The following is an 18,991-nucleotide window of genomic DNA, read 5'->3' as shown; positions in this document are numbered from 1 at the left end:
CGCTACAGGATGCATTTAGCCGCTGGTAGCGAATGTATACTGGCCATCCGCTATTTTATTTACCTTTGGGCAACAATGTTTATATTCAATTAACGATTCATTTAAGTTAGCACGTATGGAAGTAAATGATGCACTGGTACAGCAGTTGGCCACCCTTTCCCGCCTGGAATTCAGTGCGGAAGAAAGTGCAGGTATCCAACAAGACCTGCAACGCATGATCACCTTCGTGGAACAACTCAGTACGCTGGATACCACCGGCGTGCCCCCTCTCCTGCATATGACCGATAACGTGAACGTACTGCGGGAAGATGTGGTGATACCGGCTATCAGCCGCGAAACGGCCCTGCGCAACGCCCCTGCGGCCAGCGACCAGTATTTCAAAGTACCCAAAGTAATCAAGAAATAATATGGCTGCTCCTGCTGTTATCCTCCTGCAAAATATTGAGAAAAGTTACGTGACCGGCAAACAGGCCCTGCCTGTACTCAAAGGGGTGTCGCTTCAAATTCTCAAAAATGAATACGTAGCCCTGATGGGGCCTTCCGGCTCCGGCAAGTCTACGTTGATGAATATCCTGGGCTGCCTGGACACACCTACTGCTGGCCGTTATATTCTCAGTGGCCAGGACGTAAGCAGCATGGAAGACGACGACCTGGCGCTGGTGCGCAATAAGGAGATTGGGTTTGTATTTCAGCAGTTTAACCTCATGCCCCGGCTTTCTGCCTGGGAAAACGTGGCCGTACCTCTCATTTACGCCGGCATAAATGCAAAGGAAAGGCAGGAACGCGCCATGGCTATGCTGGCCAGGGTAGGCTTATCTGAGCGCGCCAAACACAAACCTAACGAGCTTTCCGGTGGACAGTCGCAACGCGTAGCCATTGCCCGCGCCCTTATTAACAATCCCTCCCTCATCCTGGCCGACGAACCTACTGGCAATCTCGATACCAAAACCTCCATCGAGATCATGGATATTTTTAGCAGCCTGCAAGCGGCCGGCAATACCGTGGTACTGGTTACCCATGAAGAAGATATTGCCGATCACGCACACCGCGTGGTGCGCCTGCGCGATGGCGTAATCGAGTCAGACCGCATCAACGAAAAGATCACCGTTTAAATTTCCGCCCACATGGCATTTAAAATTTATACCAAAACCGGCGATAAGGGCAAAACTTCCCTGATCGGCGGAGCCAAGGTATCCAAAAGCCATATCCGCATAGATGCCTATGGCACCGTAGATGAATTGAACGCTTACCTGGGCCTGGTCATCGATTACCAAACCCATACCGGTACCAGGGCTTTGTTGCAAACCATTCAGGACCGCCTCTTCGTAGTGGGCGCCTCCCTGGCTTCCGACCCGGAAAAGGAGCAGAAAATGAGCATTCCCGACCTGCTGCCGGAAGACATTCAACAATTGGAACAAGCCATCGATAACATGGAGGCCAGCCTGGAACCCCTGAAATATTTTCTGTTGCCTGGAGGCCATGTAGCGGTATCTACCTGCCACATAGCCCGCACCGTGTGCCGCAGGGCGGAAAGGTTGTGCGTGGCCATGCAGGAAGCAGGACAGCTGGTAGTACCCGAAGTGTTACAATACCTGAACCGGCTAAGCGATTATTTGTTTGTGCTGGCACGGTTCACCAGCTTTCAATTAGGCGTGGCGGAAATTCCCTGGAGGCCCAGGAAAAGGGAAGATTAATGAGATACACTTTTTATTTCATCGACAATCTTACCGTCTTTCATCACCAGTTGACGGTCGCTGAGAGGCGCTAGTTCTTCATTGTGGGTTACGATCACAAAGGTTTGGTTAAACTGATCGCGGAGGGAGAAAAATAACTGGTGCAGCTCCCGCGCATTATGAGAATCCAAGTTTCCTGTTGGTTCATCGGCCATTACGATGGCAGGGGTATTAATCAAAGCCCTGGCCACTGCCACCCGCTGCTGCTCCCCTCCGGAAAGCGCTGAGGGCTTATGATCCTGGCGACTGCCCAGCCCCAGGGTGTCCAGTAGGAACATGGCCCGTTCTTTTACGCCCTTTTTGGGATGCCCGGCAATATAGCCTGGTATACATACATTCTCCATCGCCGTGAACTCTGGCAGCAAGTGGTGAAATTGGAAAATAAAGCCAATATGCTGGTTCCGGAAATCGGCCAGGGCCTTGCCCCGCAAGGCCGTTACATCTTCATCGTGCAAGAAAATCTGGCCCGATGTAGGCGTATCCAACGTACCCAGTAAATGCAGTAGTGTACTTTTCCCTGCCCCCGAAGAACCAACAATCGTGACGATCTCTCCTTTACTCACTTGAATATCAACACCTTTCAGTACAGGCAGGTTGGAATAATTTTTGGTAAGATTGCGGGCAGTAAGCATATTTGGAAAAGTAATTGACCGTTAAAATACTAGATGTTGTTTATTTCAAATTAAATAATACTTTTGCGAAAATTTAAAAAGTAAAACTTTTGATAACATGTACTGGACACTTGAATTAGCTTCATACCTGGAGGACGCTCCCTGGCCAGCTACGAAGGACGAACTTATTGACTACGCCATCCGCTCCGGTGCGCCTATCGAAGTTATCGAAAACCTCCAGGAGCTGGAAGATGAAGGTGAAATTTATGAAGGCATTGAAGACATCTGGTCGGACTACCCGTCTCAGGACGATTTCTTCTTTAACGAAGACGAGTATTAGCTGCAATAGACTGTTGTTGGTTCCCCCCAACGCACCCCTATGCGAAAAAAATTTAGCCGTTCTGAACCAGAACGGCTTTTATTTTTTATAGCCACTTGCCGGCGGGCTGCCCCGCCGGCGCTATGTTTTATTTTTCCATTTGTTCTACTACCGCCGCAGATACACCAGTGAAGGAGAATCCACCATCGTGGAAGAGGTTTTGCATCGTCACCATCTTGGTAAGATCGGAAAATAAGGTTACGCAGTAATCGGCGCATTGTTCGCCAGAAGCATTGCCTAGCGGGCTCATTTTTTCGGCGTAGCTAATGAAGCCATCAAAACCTTTCACGCCACTGCCTGCCGTAGTACGGGTGGGCGACTGGGAAACGGTGTTGATGCGTACTTTGTTTTTAATACCATACTGGTACCCAAAGCTGCGGGTAATAGATTCCAGCAAAGATTTGGCATCGGCCATATCGTTATAATCCGGGAATACCCGCTGTGCTGCAATATAAGTCAGCGCCACCACAGAACCCCATTCACTGATAGCGTTCAGGCCAAAAGCCGTTTGCAGCACGCGGTGCAGCGACAAGGCAGAAATATCGAGCGTTTTGTGAAAGAAATCGTAATCGAGGTCGGTATAGCGTTTCCCTTTACGAACATTGAGGCTCATACCTACAGAGTGTAGCACAAAATCTACTTGGCCGCCAAAATGCTCCATTGATTTTGTGAACAGGTTTTTCAGGTCATCCATGTTGGTAACGTCTGCGGGAATTACCGGTGCTTTACATTGTTCCGCCAGTTTGTTGATCTCGCCCATACGCAGCGCAATCGGGGCATTGGTCAATACAATTTCAGCACCTTGTTCTACGCAACGCAAGGCCGTTTTCCAGGCAATAGATTTTTCGTCCAGTGCGCCGAAGATGATACCTTTTTTTCCTTTTAGTAAGTTATGAGACATTGGTTAAATGTTAATTTCAGCAAAAATAATTATAATAAATCCCAAATTCCAAATATTAGCCCAACACCATTTCCCTTGCATTCTCTAAGGCAGCCGCGGTAGGCCTCTCCCCGCTCAGCATTTGTGCAATGCTGTGTATACGCTCTTCCTGCGACAGAATGCGCACACCGGTGGTAACCCGGGCTGCGGCGGCATTCTTAAACACGAAGTAGTGTGTGTCTGCCTTACCTGCAATCTGTGGCTGGTGGGTAATGCAAATCACCTGGTGTGCATCGGCCAGGCCTTTCATGATGATGCCTACCTGGCGTGCCGCCTCACCCGAAATACCGGTATCGATTTCATCGAATATGAGGGTGGGCAGATGCACCGACGTGGCTACTAGCGACTTGATGCAAAGCATTAAGCGACTTAACTCACCGCCGGAAGCCACTTTGCCCACCGGGGCAAAATGATCGCTCCGGTTAGCATCAAAGAGCAGCTCTATCACATCCTGTCCATATGCGTGTAAGGCACCTTGGGCAAGGCTTACTTTCAGGCGCGCATTTGGCATTCCCACCTGTGCAAGCAGGGCATTTACCTTTTCTTCAAAAGGCGCAGCCATAGCCTGCCTGCGGGCAGTAATATCGTTGGCAGCAGTTTGCAATTTTTCGTGCAGGCTTTCCCGTAGTTGTTCCAGCGCGGTAATGCGCTCATCCAGGTTTAACACGCCTTGCATACTGGATTCCAGTTGTTGCTGTACAGCCAGCAGCCCGTTGGTATCACTTACGTTGTGCTTTTTAAACAGGCGGTAACCCAGCGCAAGCCGCTCATTAAGCAGGGCAATGCGTTCCGCATCGTAATTTACCTGGTCGTTAAGCTGGGATATTTCCTCGGCAATGTCCTGCAACTCCAGGTAGGTAGATTGCATACGTTCTGCCAGTGCCGGCGCGGCAGCATGAAAGGCAGCGAGGCCTTGCAGGGAGGATTGCAATTGCTTGAGTTGCTGCACCACCGGCTGCTCGTCTTCCCTTAGCTGAAAGTAAATGCGGCTCAGTGTATGCTTGATCTCTTCACTATGGTTCAGCACTTTCAGCTCACTATCCAGTGTTTCTATTTCGCCGGCAGTGAATTCCGCTTCCTGCAATTCATCCAGCAGGAATTTATTATAATCCAGTATTGCATTGGCATGGTCGCGCTCTGTAATCAGCTGCGACAACTCTTTCTGCACCTGGCTGTATTTGGTGTATTCCCCACGGTAGGCCTGTACGCGGCTGGCATTGCCCGCCAGGGCGTCTACTACCTCGCGCTGGAAATGCGCGCTGCTTAGTTCCAGCGTGTCGAACTGCTGGTGCAGGTCTACCAGCAGGTTGCTCAACTCAGACAGTTGTCCCAGATTCACCGGAGTATCGTTTACAAAAGCCCGCGATTTGCCAGCGGCACTGATCTCGCGGCGGATGATCAGTTGTGGCTCCTGGTCCAATTCATGTTTGATGAAAAATTCGGCTACCTGTTCAGCCTTAACAAGAAAAGTGCCTTCGATCACGCATTTGTGCTGCTTGTCGAACAGTACGCCCGGATCGGCCCTTTCACCCAGGATGAGCGAGAGGGCACCCAACAGGATAGACTTACCAGCGCCCGTCTCGCCAGTGATCACATTAAAATGCCCGGAGAAGTCTACCTCCAGGTTTTCAATGATCGCGTAATTCTGAATAGTTAAACGTTGTAACATAGTGGCGGCACAATTCCGGCAGCAAATTACGGGAAAAGTTCATTTGTGCGGATATTTAAAAAAGGGTGGTGGATAATTCAACGCATAGTAATAGATCCTTCCTGCACAACGCAAACATAACCCATGCATACGCAGGGTATATGCGCTGCAACAGCAATCTGCCAAGAGGAATGCGTAACAAGGTTACCCTAAAAACAGGATGCAGGATGTGGTCAAAGCGGGTTTATTCCATTCCTATCCGTTGCAACCCCGCTTTGGCGCGGTGATCGAGAGAATTTTTATAATCGTGATCAGGCAGGGATATGCAGGTGTGGTAACATTCCGCCGCCTTGCGCTTGTCGTTCCGTTTTTCATAAATATAGCCCAGTTGCAGGGCTGCCCGCGCGGCATAATATTCCTGGCGGCCGGAACCTACTTTAATAGTTACCTCGTACATGGCAATAGCCCTATCCTGCTGATCCAATTCATCATACACCCGGCCCAGGCGGTAGGCATATTCCAACTTATCTTCCGTGCGTGTAAAGGTTGCGGCATGCACTGTTTGCAGTAGTTTCAGGGCTTCTGCAAACAGGCCTCCATCGCTCAGCAAACGGGCCTTCAGCAATACCGGTTGCGGCCAGTTGCCGGATTTGGCGTCTTTGAGGGCTTGCTTGTCGGCATCGGTTTCGGTATTGCCATGGGTAAAGATAGCCTGCCGGCAGCGGTTAGCCTGGTCCATCCGGCCTTGCAGCAGGTAGGCCCAACTGAGGCGCTGATAGGCTTCTTTCACATAAAACTTGCCTTTGAACTGCTGTACAAATTTTTCCAGGTAGCCCGCCGCATCGGCGTCCTGGCGTTCCAGTTTCATAACACCCAACAGGTAGTTTGCATAAGGCAGGTCCAGGTAAGCGGCACTATCGTTCCGGTCTTGCAGCACCTGTATGCCCATGCTGGCCCGCTGGTTGTTCATGGCCAGGTTGGCCACCATCAGGGCAAAGAGGTAGTTATTACGCGTGTCTAACTGCTTGTCCCGGATAAACACAAATACATCGTCGGGCTTATTTTCGATAAATACTTTGAGGTAGCAATAATAATAGTAAGATTCTTCGCGGAACAGGGTGGCGGATGGATCGTTATTGTTTATCACCCCCTGCACCAATGCCATGCCCTGTCGAATATTTCCTTTCATGCCCAGGATGTTGGTAATCCATTTATACCCGTCGGGAATGGTACCAAACACCGCTTGCATAGCGCCCAGCAACAGGTTGTTAGGTGCAAAACCGGGAAACTTGCGCTGGTTATCTTTTAGTAGGATGTAGGCCTTACGGATGTCCCATACGGCGTCCCATTTGTCATTGAATTTCACCTTCACAAAAGCCCACTGGAAGCGGATGGAGGCTTGGGTATACAAGTAATAAGGAGAATCTTCAGGTCCGTCACTCATCAGGGAAAGCCGCTCTTTACGATGCGACTCCGCTGCGGCATAGGCCTGGGGGTCTTCATTAAAAAAGAGGGGGAAAAAATCGGTATAGTTGTCGATGTAGTAAGGAATGAGGTTATCCGGGTGTTCGCGTTTTTCCGCATCCAGCAATGCCCTGGCATCATTCATCCGCAGTTGCATCACGGCATTATAAGCCTGCTGGCAGCGGGCATTAAAATCAAATACTTTCTGGCCGGCATGGGCCAACAGGGCCAAGCAACAGAAAAAGCCGGTAAAGATTACACGCATGCGCAAAATGAATTTCCAACATTACAATTTCTAACGATACACCCGGATACCGGGCTTTCTCCCTTTAGCAATTTCCAGTCCAGTAATTCACAATACAACCATTCACAAAATTTCATAGCGGCCTGGAGGCATGGCAATTAAAAAAAAGGACACCTGCAAACAGATGTCCTTTTCCAAATATGCTGAAATACCTTAAATCGTTACGGTAGCGTCCAGGTCGTTATCTACGAGGATGCGGCCACAGTGTTCGCACACGATAATCTTTTTGCGCTGGCGGATTTCTGCCTGACGCTGTGGAGGAATAGCGTTGAAACAACCGCCGCAGGCGTCGCGGGCCACGGTTACCACGGCCAGGCCATTGCGGTAGTTAGTGCGGATTTTTTCGTAAGCGGCGAGCAGGCGGGGTTCTACCTTGGTACGGGCTTCTTCACTTTCCTTGCGGATCTCATTTTCTTCCTTGTCAGTCTCGGCCACAATCTTTTCCAGTTCGCCCTTTTTGTGCTTCAGGTTATTTTCCTTGTCGGCAATTGCTTTCTTGGCGTTTTCCAGTACGCGGGTCTTTTCCCGAATCTCTTCGGTAGCGTCCTTGATATGCTTTTCAGACAATTTGATATCCAACTGCTGCATTTCCACCTCTTTAGTGATGGCTTCAAATTCGCGGCTGTTTTTTACGTTATCCTGCTGCTTTTCGTATTTTTTAATGAGAGCCTCCGATTCCTTCATTGCGTTCTTCTTGCTGGCAATGAACTCCTGAATGCCGGCCATTTCGTCTTCGATATGGTTAAGGCGGGTGTTCAATCCTGCGATCTCGTCCTCCAGGTCTTTTACTTCAATTGGCAACTCACCCTTCAGCACCTGGATTCCGTCCAGTTTGGAATCGATCTTCTGTAAACGCAGCACAGAGGATAATTTTTCTTCTACGGAGAATTCTTTAACAGTAGCCATGCTTTATAAATAATTTACCGGGTTTGTACGAATGCTTGATTTAAGAGGCGCGAAATTACGAAATTTCTGCGTTAATATATGATAAAATAATTCCACGGTGAACTGTTCGCTTTCAAAATGTCCAATGTCTGCAATAATCAATTGATTATCAGCATCAAAAAATTCATGGTATTTAAAATCTGCCGAAATGTAGGCATCGGCCCCGGCCGCAATGGCCTGCTTTAACAAGAAACTACCTGCCCCGCCACACAACGCCACGGTTTGGATGGGACGGCCCAATAACGGCGTATGGCGTACACAGCCGGTACGGAACTGTTGCTTTACCCATAGCAGGAAGGCCTGTTCCTCCATGGGCGTTGCCAGCGTACCTACCATGCCGGCCCCTGCCCCTTCCCAGGTATTGTCCAGCGCCACCAGGTCGTAGGCCACTTCCTCGTAGGGGTGGGCTTCCAGCAAAGCCTTTACCACAGCGCCTTCCAGGTATCGTGGCAACACTACTTCCAGTTTGGCCTCCGCCTCGGTGTGGCGGGAGCCCGGCTGGCCGGCGAAGGGGTGGGTAGATGCATCGCCCCGGAAAGTACCCTGGCCTTCCCCCTGGAAACTGCACTCACTGTAATGCCCGATATGGCCGGCGCCTGCGGCAAATACTGCGGCGCGAACGGTTTCCAGGTGGGCCACCGGCACAAAGGTGTACAGCTTTTTGAGCAGGGCCGGTTTGGGGGCCAGTATCCGGCAGTTTTGCAGGTCCAACTGCTCCGCCATGCGCGCATTCACCCCGGCCAGTACATTGTCCAGGTTGGTATGCGCCGCATATACCGCGATATCGTGCTTAATGGCCAGGATAGCCACCCGCTCTACGTAATTACTGCCATTGATCTTTTTAAGTCCCCCAAACACTATAGGATGGTGGGCCACCACCAGGTTACAGCCTTTTTCAATGGCTTCCAGCATCACCGCTTCCGTGGCGTCCAGGGTAAGCAGTACATTGGTAAGCTCCCAATCGGGATGGCCGAAAATAAGGCCTGCATTATCGTACCCCTCTTGGAGAGAAGGCGGTGCAAAAGCGGCGAGGGTATGGATAATCTCCCGGATCTTCATGGATCGTTTTGTTGTTTATTGTAAATGATGAATCGTCTTACCGCGTGATTACATAAATTTGGACTTTACCATCAAACCACCAGCACTATGCAGATCCGCACGGCAACAACAGCATTGTACGACGATTTCAAGACAAAAATGCAAAAAATTGCGGACGTGCAAATGGCCTCCGCTGTGCTGGGCTGGGACCAGGAAACCTACCTGCCCGAAAAAGGTGCCGGCTTCCGGGGCCAGCAAATTACCACCCTGTCTTCCATTGCCCATGAATTGGCTACCGAAACCGCCCTGGGCGATCTACTCCGTGAACTGCGCCAGCGCGATGACCTGGACGCCATTGCCCATCGCAATGTAGACCTGGCTTTTGAAGATTATGAAAAACACCTGAAATACCCGGCCCCCTTCGTATCTGCCATGAGCCAGGCCACCAATGCCTGTTACCATGCCTGGATAAAAGCCCGCAAGGCCAACGATTACCAGCTGTTTGCTCCTGAACTGGCCAGCATGGTATCGCTGAAAAAACAAGAGGCAGACCTCCTGGGATACACCACCCATCCTTATAATGCCCTGCTGAACGAATACGAAAAAGGCGCTACCGTAAACATGCTGGACACCATCTTTGGCGAAGTAAAAACCGCCATGACGGACCTGTTACGGCAAATTTCGGCCCGGCCCCAGGTAAGTAAGGCCCTGCTGCATAAAACCTACCCTAAAAAGCTGCAATGGCAATTCGGCATGCACCTGCTACAAGCCATGGGCTTTGATCTCCTGGCCGGACGTCAGGATATTTCCGAACATCCTTTCACCACCAGTTTCAACCCCAAAGATGTACGCGTAACCACCCGTGTAGATGAGCAGGATTTTGGTAACATGACCTGGAGTTGCATTCATGAAGGTGGTCATGCCTTGTACGAACAGGGCCTACCCACCAGCCAGTATGGCCTCCCCTGCGGCGAGGCCGCCAGCCTGGGCATACATGAATCGCAGTCGCGCCTGTGGGAAAATAATATTGGCCGCAGCAAAGACTTCTGGCATTTTCACTATCCCACCCTGCAAGCCCTTTTCCCGGAAAACCTGCAAGGACATTCCCTCACCGAATTTTATCACGCCATAAACCAGGTACAACCTTCCCTGATCCGCACCGAAGCCGACGAGCTTACCTATCATAGCCACATAATGATCCGGTATGAAATAGAAAAAGCATTGATAGACGGCAGCCTGACAGTTAAAGACCTTTCCGCTACCTGGAACCAATACTACCAGCAGTTTTTGGGCGTATCCGTACCCAGCGACACCCAGGGCGTTTTGCAGGATATTCACTGGTCGCATGGCAGTTTTGGCTACTTTCCTACCTATTCCCTGGGTAGCTTCTATGCAGCACAGTTCATGGCCGCCGCAAAACGGCAGCTTCCCGGCCTGGATGCACAGATACACCAAGGCAATTACACCCGGCTGCTACAGTGGCTGCGCCAGGAAATTCATGAGCATGGCCGGTTTTACACTTCTAATGAATTATGTAAAAAAGTAACAGGCGAAACCCTGGCTTTCAAATATTTCCTATCTTATGCACAGGAAAAATACAGGGAAATTTACCGGTAGCCATGGCCTTCAGCTGAAGCCAATGGCCAATTTTAGAGAACCCCAAAAGAAAGATGTTGCCAACTATCATTACATATAAATTTTTGCTATAAATGGCCGGTAATTTTGTAAATTTGGAAATGCTTTTCCCGGCTGTACAAAAAGGATGGTAGCACAGATGCTGCCATCCGCCCATAACAACCGTAACAGCACATTAATTATCCTGGCAATCAAGACACTACTGCCAAACGGTAAAGTAGCAATATCAACCAAGCAAACTGTCAGCGCTTTAATTCAATTTTTTTTATAAATATTTTTAGTTTCCTGAAAGACCTGGGACCGCACACCTGGCCAACAAAATGTTGCGGACAACCTCCTATCCAAATGAGAAAACGCCAAATACAGCGCCTGGCCACAGGTCTGTTATTGTTCCTATGTACTGGCGCCGCCCTTCCCCTGGCAGCGCAAACAGCCAGCTTTACGCTAGATAACGACCATGGCTGCGGCAGCGCCCCGGTAAATGCTACCAATACCTCCACGGCAGGAGCTACGGCCTACGACTGGTATTTTGGCGAAGGCACCGGACACTCGTCGCTGGTAAATGCCTCGCATGTATACACCAAACCCGGCACCTACACCGTAACCCTTACCGCCACTTATCCCAGCGGCGTAAAAACCGCTACCCAAACAGTAACCATTTACAACCTGCCGGTAGCTACCTTTACCAGCTCTGTTACAGAAGGCTGCTCCCCGCTTACGGTAAACTTCACCAATAAAAGCACCGCCGGCGATGGCACCATTGCCCAGACTATCTGGGATTTTGGCGACAAGATCGTGGACCAGAATAATACCAACGCTACCCACACGTTTACTGTAGATCCCAATGATCCCTCCAACCATCCGAATGGTGTAACGTTTCCGGTTACACTGGTGATCATTAACAGCCTGGGTTGTAAAAGCGCACCCTTCTCCGGCAATACGTCCGTGCATGTAAACGTGGCCCCCCTCATTACCGTTACCAGCGACCTGGCCGGAGCTTGCAGCGTACCGCAAACGATACATTTCAGCAACGCCGCCGTGGAAGATCCTGGTGTACAATATAGCTGGAACTATGGCGATGGTACTATAGACAATACCGGTACCCATACCTACACCAAACAGGGCGATTTTTCGGTGGTATGCACCGCCACCTCGGCCCAAGGTTGTACTACGGTGAGTACGGCCTACCCGGTTTCTTTACACCCCATAGAACCCAATTTTACCATATCCAACACCTGTACCGGCGCCATGGTAAGTTTTGTCAATACTGCTACACCCACAACAACTGGCGCCCAGTGGGATTTTGGTGATGGCAGCCAGGCAAACGGCAACCAGGTGCAACACCCCTACGATAAGGCCGGCACCTACTCCGTAACTATGACGGCCATCGGTGCGCCAGGTTGCTCTAGTGCCCCCATAACCAAGGATATCACCATTACCGATCCTCCCGTGATCGCCAACGTAGAAACAAACATTGGTGGTTGCAGTGCGCCCTTCACCACCAGTTTCAGCGCCAACACCACCGGCGCCATAAAATGGAGCTGGTCTTTTGGCGATGGTAACACCAGCACCGGCAAAGCCGCCGCACACACCTATACCAGCCTGGGTACTTATCCCGTTATCCTCACGGCCAGTAATGCTGCCGGTTGCGATATCAGTATGCAGGCCTATACGGTGACCATCAAATATCCCATGGCCCAATTAGGCCGGGCCACCGGATGCCTGCCCTTTACCACCACCTTTAATCCCTTGATCACCTCCGACGACCCTGTCACCTCCCTCACTTGGAACTTTGGCGATGGCAGCACCGGCACCGGTGCTTCGCCCACCCATACGTATACCAAACAGGGCGACTTCGACGTGAAACTCACCATGCGCACCGCCGCTGGCTGCGTAAAAGATACCATATTCACCAAGGCCGTGGAAACAGGGGCACCACTGATCATAGATTTCAGCGCCAACCCGCTGACGGCCTGCGCCAAGGAACCCATCGCTTTTAAAAATCTTACCACCCCCACGCCACTGAACGATTCCATCATCTGGCTGTGGCAGTTTGGGAACGATGGCACTTCCTCCGACAAAGACCCCACCCACCCTTTTTTGAATCCCGGCAACCAAACCGTTACACTCACAGCCATCAACAATGGTTGCCTGAGCAATGGCACCAAAACAGATATCGTTTACATTAAAACACCGGTGGCTATCTTCACCGCGGCCATCGATTGTGCTACGCCTTTCGTTGTTGCCGTGCAGAACACCTCCAAGCTGGATCCCCTGGGTACCTACACCTACACCTGGGATTTTGGCGATGGCACCCCCATCGTTACCGACAAAGATCCCGCACCGCATACCTACACCAAAACCGGCAGCGACCAGATACATCTTTCCGTGTCGGATGGCTCCTGCAAGACCGATACCACCCTGACCAAAATTGTAATGGACCCTCATCCTATACTGAGCGCTAACCAGGATACCATTTGTATGCTGAATGATATCAAGTACACGCTGAGCAACTTTTCTTCAAATGAAATTGCCAGCGGGCGCTGGGAAGTAAGTCCAGGGGCCATTTACGAGCCAGGTATCAACTCCTATACCTTGCAGTACAATGTGCCACAGGAATTTAACGCAGTCTTCAACTATATCGATGGTGTGGGATGCCCTCATAGCACCGCCTCCATTCCTATTGTGATTAACGGGGCTTTGGTGAATGTAGGAGTTACCTCCACCATGAATTGCGTGGGCAAGGAAATTACCTTCTCCGACGGAAGTAGGTCCAATCCCAACGATCCTATCACTAGCTGGCGCTTCGACTGGGGCGATGATAGTCCCAGCTCGGGCAAGCTCCCTACGGCACCGGTGAATTATGCCCATACCTTCCCCGGAGAAAATACCAGCTTTAACGTAACCTATGCTATCACCGACAAAGCTGGTTGTGGCCCTTATGGTATGACCCTGCCCGTGAACCTGAACCAACCCAAAGCCGATTTTGCCCTTGGCTCTCCCTATGGCTGTCCGGATGCGCCGATAATGCTCAGTAATACGTCGGTAGACATTGGCAACATACCACGTTCCTTCACCAATGTAGACTGGACTTTTAGTGACGGCACCAGCGCTTCCGGCGAAACACCTTACAAAACCTTTAGCCATCCAGGCACTTACGACATTACACTGAAGGTAACCGACGCTATTGGCTGTACGGCCACCAAAACCGGCACCCAGGTGATCACCGTGCATAATCCCAAAGCCATTTTCAGCTTGCCAGACGTGTCGCAGATATGCCCCCCCGTGGTAGCTAATCTTTCCAATACCAGCACCGACTTTCAGGCTTCGGCATGGGATTTCGGCGATGGGGCTACTAGCGATATTGCCGCCCCCACCCACGTGTACAACCGGCCCGGCTCCTATACCATTAGCCTCACCGTAACATCACTGGGCGGCTGTACCAGCCAGACCGAAGAAACCGTAAAAGTGAAAGGACCGGATGGCAACCTCACCATGTCTTCCCTGCTAGGATGCCCTCCCATGGACCTTACCGCCTCCGCAACAAATACGGTGAACACGGTAAAATACATTTACGATTACGACGACGGTACCACCAACCAGCTTACCACCTCCACCGATACCCATACCTACCTCCGCCCTGGCGTATACCACCCCCGCCTGCTGTTGCAAGATGGCGATGGCTGCCAGGTGCCGGCCAATGGCGATAATGAGGTAGTGGTAGACAGTATTGGAGTACAACTGGTCATGGACGCCTCCCAAGCCTGCGATGGTGGCCCGGTGAGCTTCACGGCCCTGCCGAAGTCTATCTCCCAAACCGTACTCGGATTGCCCAGCGATATAACCTGGTACTTCGGCACCACCGATACAGACAATACCGCCACCGGCCCATCCGTAACCCATACTTATGGCGTGGGCGATTATACCGCAACACTGAACGTTACTTCTGGCGGAGGTTGCGTAGCAAAGCCTCTATTACAGCCCGTTCACATCAGCCCCCTGCCGGTACCAGTTATCGAGGTTATTCCTACCCTTTGCATGGGTACCCTTTACCAACCTGTAGGCCACGATAGCAAAAATATCAGCTCAGCCACCTGGACCTGGCAAATCAAGGGCAATACCTACACCAACCCATTACCTCCCCGCATCCTGTTCGACCAGAGTGGCACCTTCCCGGTAACACTTTCTATCGTAAATGCAGATGGCAGTTGCCCAGCCTCAACTACGGCCAATGTGAATGTAAATCCTTTGCCATCTATCACCGTATCGCCCAAACAGGCGGGCGTGTGCGAGGGTAGCTCCGTGCAGCTCACCGCCTCGGTAGCCCCCGGCAATACGGTAACCTGGACCAGCTATAACACTTCCGACATACATAGCCTGCACCCCAGCGTATCGCCAGAAATAGATACCCTGTATGCAGTGCAGGTGCAAGACCCCATTGGTTGCATCAACGCCGATTCTGCCCGGGTGAGCGTGGTACACCGCTTCCAGCTAGACGCTATGCCGGCGGTTTCCGTGTGTGCCGGTCTTAGCACCCAACTCATGGCCAGCGGGGCCGATCTGTATAGCTGGTCGCCCACTACAGGTCTTAGTAATGCCAGCATTTCTAACCCCATGACCTCCCCTGCTACCAGCACAGTGTATACGGTGACGGGCAAAGACAAAACCGGCTGCTTTACCGAAACAGCTCAGGTAAACGTAACGGTCAATCCTGTACCAGTCATAAAAGTGATCAGCCAGCAGGAAGTGATAGCCGGTTCCTCCGTACCCATCCTGGTGCAAGCGAGCAGCGACGTAACCAGCGTGTCATGGTTCCCGCCCGATGGGCTGAGCTGCACCGACTGCCTCACTCCAACGGTTACGCCTACACGTAGTGGCGGCTACACCATTACTGCCTCCAACAATTATGGCTGTATAGACATGGAGCAGGTAAATTTTAAACTGGTGTGCAACGGAGCGGCTTTCCTACCCAATACCTTTACGCCCAATGGAGATGGTATGAATGATGTGTTTTACATCCGTGGCAAAGGCGTGCGCGTGGTGAAATCCTTCCGCATATTTAACCGCCTGGGACAAGTAATGTTTACCCGCGAAAATTTCCCCATCGAAGACCCTGCTTTCGGCTGGGATGGCAGATATGCAGGGCAACCATTATCACCAGACGTATTCATTTACTACGCAGAACTGATCTGCGAAACCGGGGAAAAATTTGAAATGAAAGGAAGCATCATGATAGTGCGATAGCAGTATCCTACGGTCATACAAACTCACCGAAACCCTACCTGGTTTAGGATACCTTATCCATATCAGCGTATACATTTTACCCAATACAATTATTAATCAATATATTAATATAAAAATTAGTTAATTTGTAGCAGGTTCCGTGGAAGGCCATAAGGCGTCCTTTGGGGACTATAAATGCAGGAAAATCCTATGAAAAACCTCCTTGCGAAGTGCTGCACCGGGTTTAAAGCCCTGGGCCTGTTAACCGCCGGAATATTGGCGGGTGGCGTATCCTATGCCCAGCAAGCCTCGTTTTCCTTTACCACTACCCCAGGCACTGCCTGTGCACCAGCGGTGGTCACGTTCAAAAACACCTCGACCGCGGGGGCGCTCTCCTATAGCTGGGACTTCGACAATGGCCGCTACTCGCAGTTGTCCGACCCACAGGTGACTTACACCGTGGCCGGCACCTACCACGTGGCGCTTACCAGTTACTATGCAACGGGGCCGGTTACCTTTACCAAGGACATTGTAGTAAATCCCTTGCCAGCACCGGATTTCAGCGTATCGGAGGCGATGAGCTGCAAGGCTTACTCCCCCACCTTCACCGATCTTACACCTGAGGGTACTAGCCGTGTGTGGGACTTTGGGGATAATACCGGCAATATTACTACGCCCAATGCTACCATCACCCACAACTACCAGCTGCCCGGCGTGTACGATGTAACCCTGTCTGTTACCAATGCCAATGGTTGTACCAATACGGTTACCAAAAAACAATTCATTCAGATTGCCCTGCCCACCCTCACCGCGCCCTCGCCCGTGGCAGGCTGTGTGCCGGTGAATGCTACCCTGGCCGTAACGGTTTCTAACCTAAAAAACGAAGCCGTAACCGCCTACGCCTGGAACTTCGGCGACGGGCAAAGCCAAACCGTGGCCACGCCCGCCGTACAACATACGTACAGCAGCACGGGCCGCTACGATGTAACCCTTACAGTGACTACACAAAGCGGCTGTACTGTGAGTGCGGCTTATAACGACCTGGTGATGGCCGGCGTAGCTCCGGCTGCGGCAAATTTTGGCGTAACGCCCAATCCTGTTTGCGCCGGCGACGCCGTACGGCTGGTGGCCACCGCCACGGGTGCCGATACCTATAGTTGGGACTTTGGCGACGGCACTTTACAAAGCGGCGCTCAAAACGACATTACCCATATTTTCCAGCAAAATGGGCCTATCACGGTAAATATGAGTGCTGGCTCCAATGGCTGCTACAACAGCGCCACCCCGGTAACGGTGCAGGTAAATGGTCCCGTGGCCAGCTTTGATTTTGTACGCGATTGCAGCAATAAACACCAGTTTCTTTTCACCAATACCTCCAAAGAAATTCCCGGCAATACCTACGAGTGGGCTTATGGCGATGCCAGCGCTTTGGGCAATACCCAAAACAGCGCCCATACCTACACCACACCCGGCAAATACTTTGTGCGCCTTACCTTAACAGCCGGTAGTTGCAGTAGTACCGCCATAGATACCCTGTACGACTTCAACCCCGACTTCAGCGCCGGCGTAAACACCGTATGCCGTGGCACTTCCGCCACCTATTCCGTGCTGAACGTACCCGGCCCACTGGTGGCCAATTACAGTTGGCGTTTTGCAGATGGCACTCAGCAAGACGGTCCCACCCTCACCGATGTTTCCAAGGTGCTGGACCAAACTGGCGTAAAAACAGACTGGTTGGTAATTTCGTATATAGATCCCCGTTATTGCAACGATACGGTACGTAAAGTAGACCACATCAGCGTAATTGCCCCTACCGCAGATTTCTCGTTAGATAATACGGCCTGCGTAGGCCAGGACGTGGCCTTCATCAATACCACCGTTCCTTCCCCCAACATTCCGGTGATCACCTGGAGCTGGGACCTGGGCAATGGCGCTACCGCCGACACAGAAACCCCGGCCAATGTGGTGTATGCTGCTTCCGGCACCTATCCCATAAAACTGGTGATCACCGACGCACGCACCTGTATGGATTCCATTACGCGCAGCATTACCATTAACCCTACGCCTTACCTCTATACCAGCCGCTCCGCAGCCAAACTATGCGAAGGCGATGCCGTGACACTCACTGCCAGTACCGACGCTACTGTGCAATGGCTCACCAATTATAACCTGAGCTGCACGGCCTGTAATACTACTTCGGCTACGCCGGCCATAGATACCATCTACCACGTGATGGCCACTAACGCATTTGGCTGCTCCGTGGAAGATAGCGTTCGCATGCAAGTGGTACCCACCGTGGTGCTGAGCGTGAGCAGCGATACCGCTATTTGCACCGGCGCATCGGTACAGCTGAAAGCCGAGGGCGCCACGACTTATAGTTGGTTGCCTAAAGACAACCTTACCGATCCGGACACTGCCTCCCCACTGGCATCGCCCCCCACCCAAACTACTTATACGGTAACCGGCAGCAACGACGCAGCCTGCCCGGGCGAAAGCAAATCCGTGACCATCACCGTAAACCCACTGCCCACCGTGAGTACACCAGCCCGTGAGATTGTAACCGTAGGCAGCATTGTACCGCTGAATGCCACCGGATCGACAGATGTAATTAGTTGGCAATGGGCACCTGCCGATTACATTGACTGCACTACCTGCCAGAACACGAATGCCGCCGTGCGCAAGCCCATTGCCTACAGTATAACAGGCACTAACAGCTACGGCTGTACGGCCAGCGCCGTAACCGAAGTAGTACTGGTATGTGATGAAAATGTAGTGTTCATCCCCAATACCTTCACCCCCAACCACGATGGCGTAAACGACGTGTTTTACGTGCGGGGCAAGGGCATTGCCAACGTGCGCTACTTCCGCATCTTCAACCGCAACGGGGTAATGGTGTTTGAACGCAACAATTTTAATGTAGATGATATAAGCGCCGGCTGGGATGGCACTATTAAAGGCCAGTCCGCAGCCTCCGACGTGTATGTGTATTTAGTAGACATGGTATGCGATAATAACCAGCCTTTCCAATTGAAAGGCAATGTGACCTTATTACGATAACCGGATTAAAAAAA

General features: G+C 51.4%; 13 protein-coding genes. 7 read left to right on the top strand and 6 right to left on the bottom strand.

All coding sequences use genetic code 11. The annotated features are described in order from the left end of the window. The first annotated feature begins 115 nt into the window (after positions 1-115). The 3 genes from gatC to GA0116948_RS06835 are packed head-to-tail and all read left to right on the top strand — an operon-like array spanning position 116 to position 1,694. Positions 116-406, top strand: a complete 291-nt coding sequence (gene gatC, locus GA0116948_RS06845; protein ID WP_089710409.1) for an Asp-tRNA(Asn)/Glu-tRNA(Gln) amidotransferase subunit GatC — start codon at positions 116-118, stop codon at positions 404-406. 1 nt (position 407) lies between these two features. Further along, positions 408-1,112 (top strand): ABC transporter ATP-binding protein, encoded by a 705-nt coding sequence (locus GA0116948_RS06840; protein ID WP_089710407.1) that lies wholly within the window; start codon positions 408-410, stop codon positions 1,110-1,112. Positions 1,113-1,124: 12 nt separating this feature from the next. After that, positions 1,125-1,694, top strand: a complete 570-nt coding sequence (locus GA0116948_RS06835) for a cob(I)yrinic acid a,c-diamide adenosyltransferase (protein ID WP_089710405.1) — start codon at positions 1,125-1,127, stop codon at positions 1,692-1,694. On the opposite strand, the gene GA0116948_RS06830 is transcribed toward GA0116948_RS06835, so the two are convergent. Further along, positions 1,691-2,365 carry an ABC transporter ATP-binding protein gene (locus GA0116948_RS06830; RefSeq protein ID WP_089710403.1) on the bottom strand — a complete coding sequence of 225 codons (675 nt, stop codon included), beginning with the start codon at positions 2,363-2,365 and terminating at the stop codon, positions 1,691-1,693. The two genes, GA0116948_RS06835 and GA0116948_RS06830, sit on opposite strands and share 4 nt — an antisense overlap. A 97-nt stretch (positions 2,366-2,462) precedes the next feature. Between GA0116948_RS06830 and GA0116948_RS06825 the strand changes: the two genes are divergently transcribed. Beyond that, positions 2,463-2,684, top strand: coding sequence for a DUF2795 domain-containing protein (locus GA0116948_RS06825; protein WP_012794455.1), 222 nt, complete (start codon positions 2,463-2,465; stop codon positions 2,682-2,684). A 127-nt stretch (positions 2,685-2,811) separates the two neighbouring features. Here GA0116948_RS06825 and GA0116948_RS06820 read toward each other — a convergent pair whose 3' ends face one another. The 5 genes from GA0116948_RS06820 to GA0116948_RS06800 form a co-directional block, all read right to left on the bottom strand. Next, a complete protein-coding gene (locus GA0116948_RS06820) occupies positions 2,812-3,624 on the bottom strand; it encodes an enoyl-ACP reductase FabI (RefSeq protein WP_089710401.1) in 813 nt (270 codons plus the stop codon). A 55-nt stretch (positions 3,625-3,679) separates the two neighbouring features. Then, the gene (gene recN / locus GA0116948_RS06815) at positions 3,680-5,332 is read right to left on the bottom strand and encodes a DNA repair protein RecN (RefSeq protein WP_089710399.1); all 1,653 of its coding nucleotides are present in this window, start codon (positions 5,330-5,332) and stop codon (positions 3,680-3,682) included. 223 nt (positions 5,333-5,555) lie between these two features. Then, positions 5,556-7,040, bottom strand: coding sequence for a tetratricopeptide repeat protein (locus GA0116948_RS06810; protein ID WP_089710397.1), 1,485 nt, complete (start codon positions 7,038-7,040; stop codon positions 5,556-5,558). Positions 7,041-7,232: 192 nt separating this feature from the next. Continuing rightward, positions 7,233-7,985 carry a zinc ribbon domain-containing protein gene (locus tag GA0116948_RS06805; protein WP_089710395.1) on the bottom strand — a complete coding sequence of 251 codons (753 nt, stop codon included), beginning with the start codon at positions 7,983-7,985 and terminating at the stop codon, positions 7,233-7,235. A gap of 3 nt (positions 7,986-7,988) precedes the next feature. Further along, positions 7,989-9,083 carry a Nif3-like dinuclear metal center hexameric protein gene (locus GA0116948_RS06800; protein WP_089710393.1) on the bottom strand — a complete coding sequence of 365 codons (1,095 nt, stop codon included), beginning with the start codon at positions 9,081-9,083 and terminating at the stop codon, positions 7,989-7,991. An 87-nt stretch (positions 9,084-9,170) separates the two neighbouring features. Here GA0116948_RS06800 and GA0116948_RS06795 point away from each other — a divergent pair, with 87 nt between their 5' ends. The 3 genes from GA0116948_RS06795 to GA0116948_RS06785 all read left to right on the top strand — a co-directional run bounded on the left by GA0116948_RS06795 (position 9,171) and on the right by GA0116948_RS06785 (position 18,977). Continuing rightward, positions 9,171-10,679, top strand: coding sequence for a carboxypeptidase M32 (locus tag GA0116948_RS06795; protein ID WP_089710392.1), 1,509 nt, complete (start codon positions 9,171-9,173; stop codon positions 10,677-10,679). A 363-nt stretch (positions 10,680-11,042) separates the two neighbouring features. Continuing rightward, on the top strand, positions 11,043-15,941 hold the full coding sequence (locus GA0116948_RS06790; protein ID WP_089710389.1) for a PKD domain-containing protein: 4,899 nt from the start codon (positions 11,043-11,045) through the stop codon (positions 15,939-15,941). Between the two features lie 189 nt (positions 15,942-16,130). Further along, positions 16,131-18,977 carry a PKD domain-containing protein gene (locus GA0116948_RS06785; RefSeq protein ID WP_165798328.1) on the top strand — a complete coding sequence of 949 codons (2,847 nt, stop codon included), beginning with the start codon at positions 16,131-16,133 and terminating at the stop codon, positions 18,975-18,977. The last annotated feature ends 14 nt before the right edge of the window (positions 18,978-18,991 follow it).

The organism is Chitinophaga costaii, from assembly GCF_900094705.1.
GTDB lineage: Bacteria > Bacteroidota > Bacteroidia > Chitinophagales > Chitinophagaceae > Chitinophaga > Chitinophaga costaii.
The sequence above is the reverse complement of the archived record's forward strand: the minus strand, read 5'-3'. Positions and strand labels throughout refer to the sequence as shown.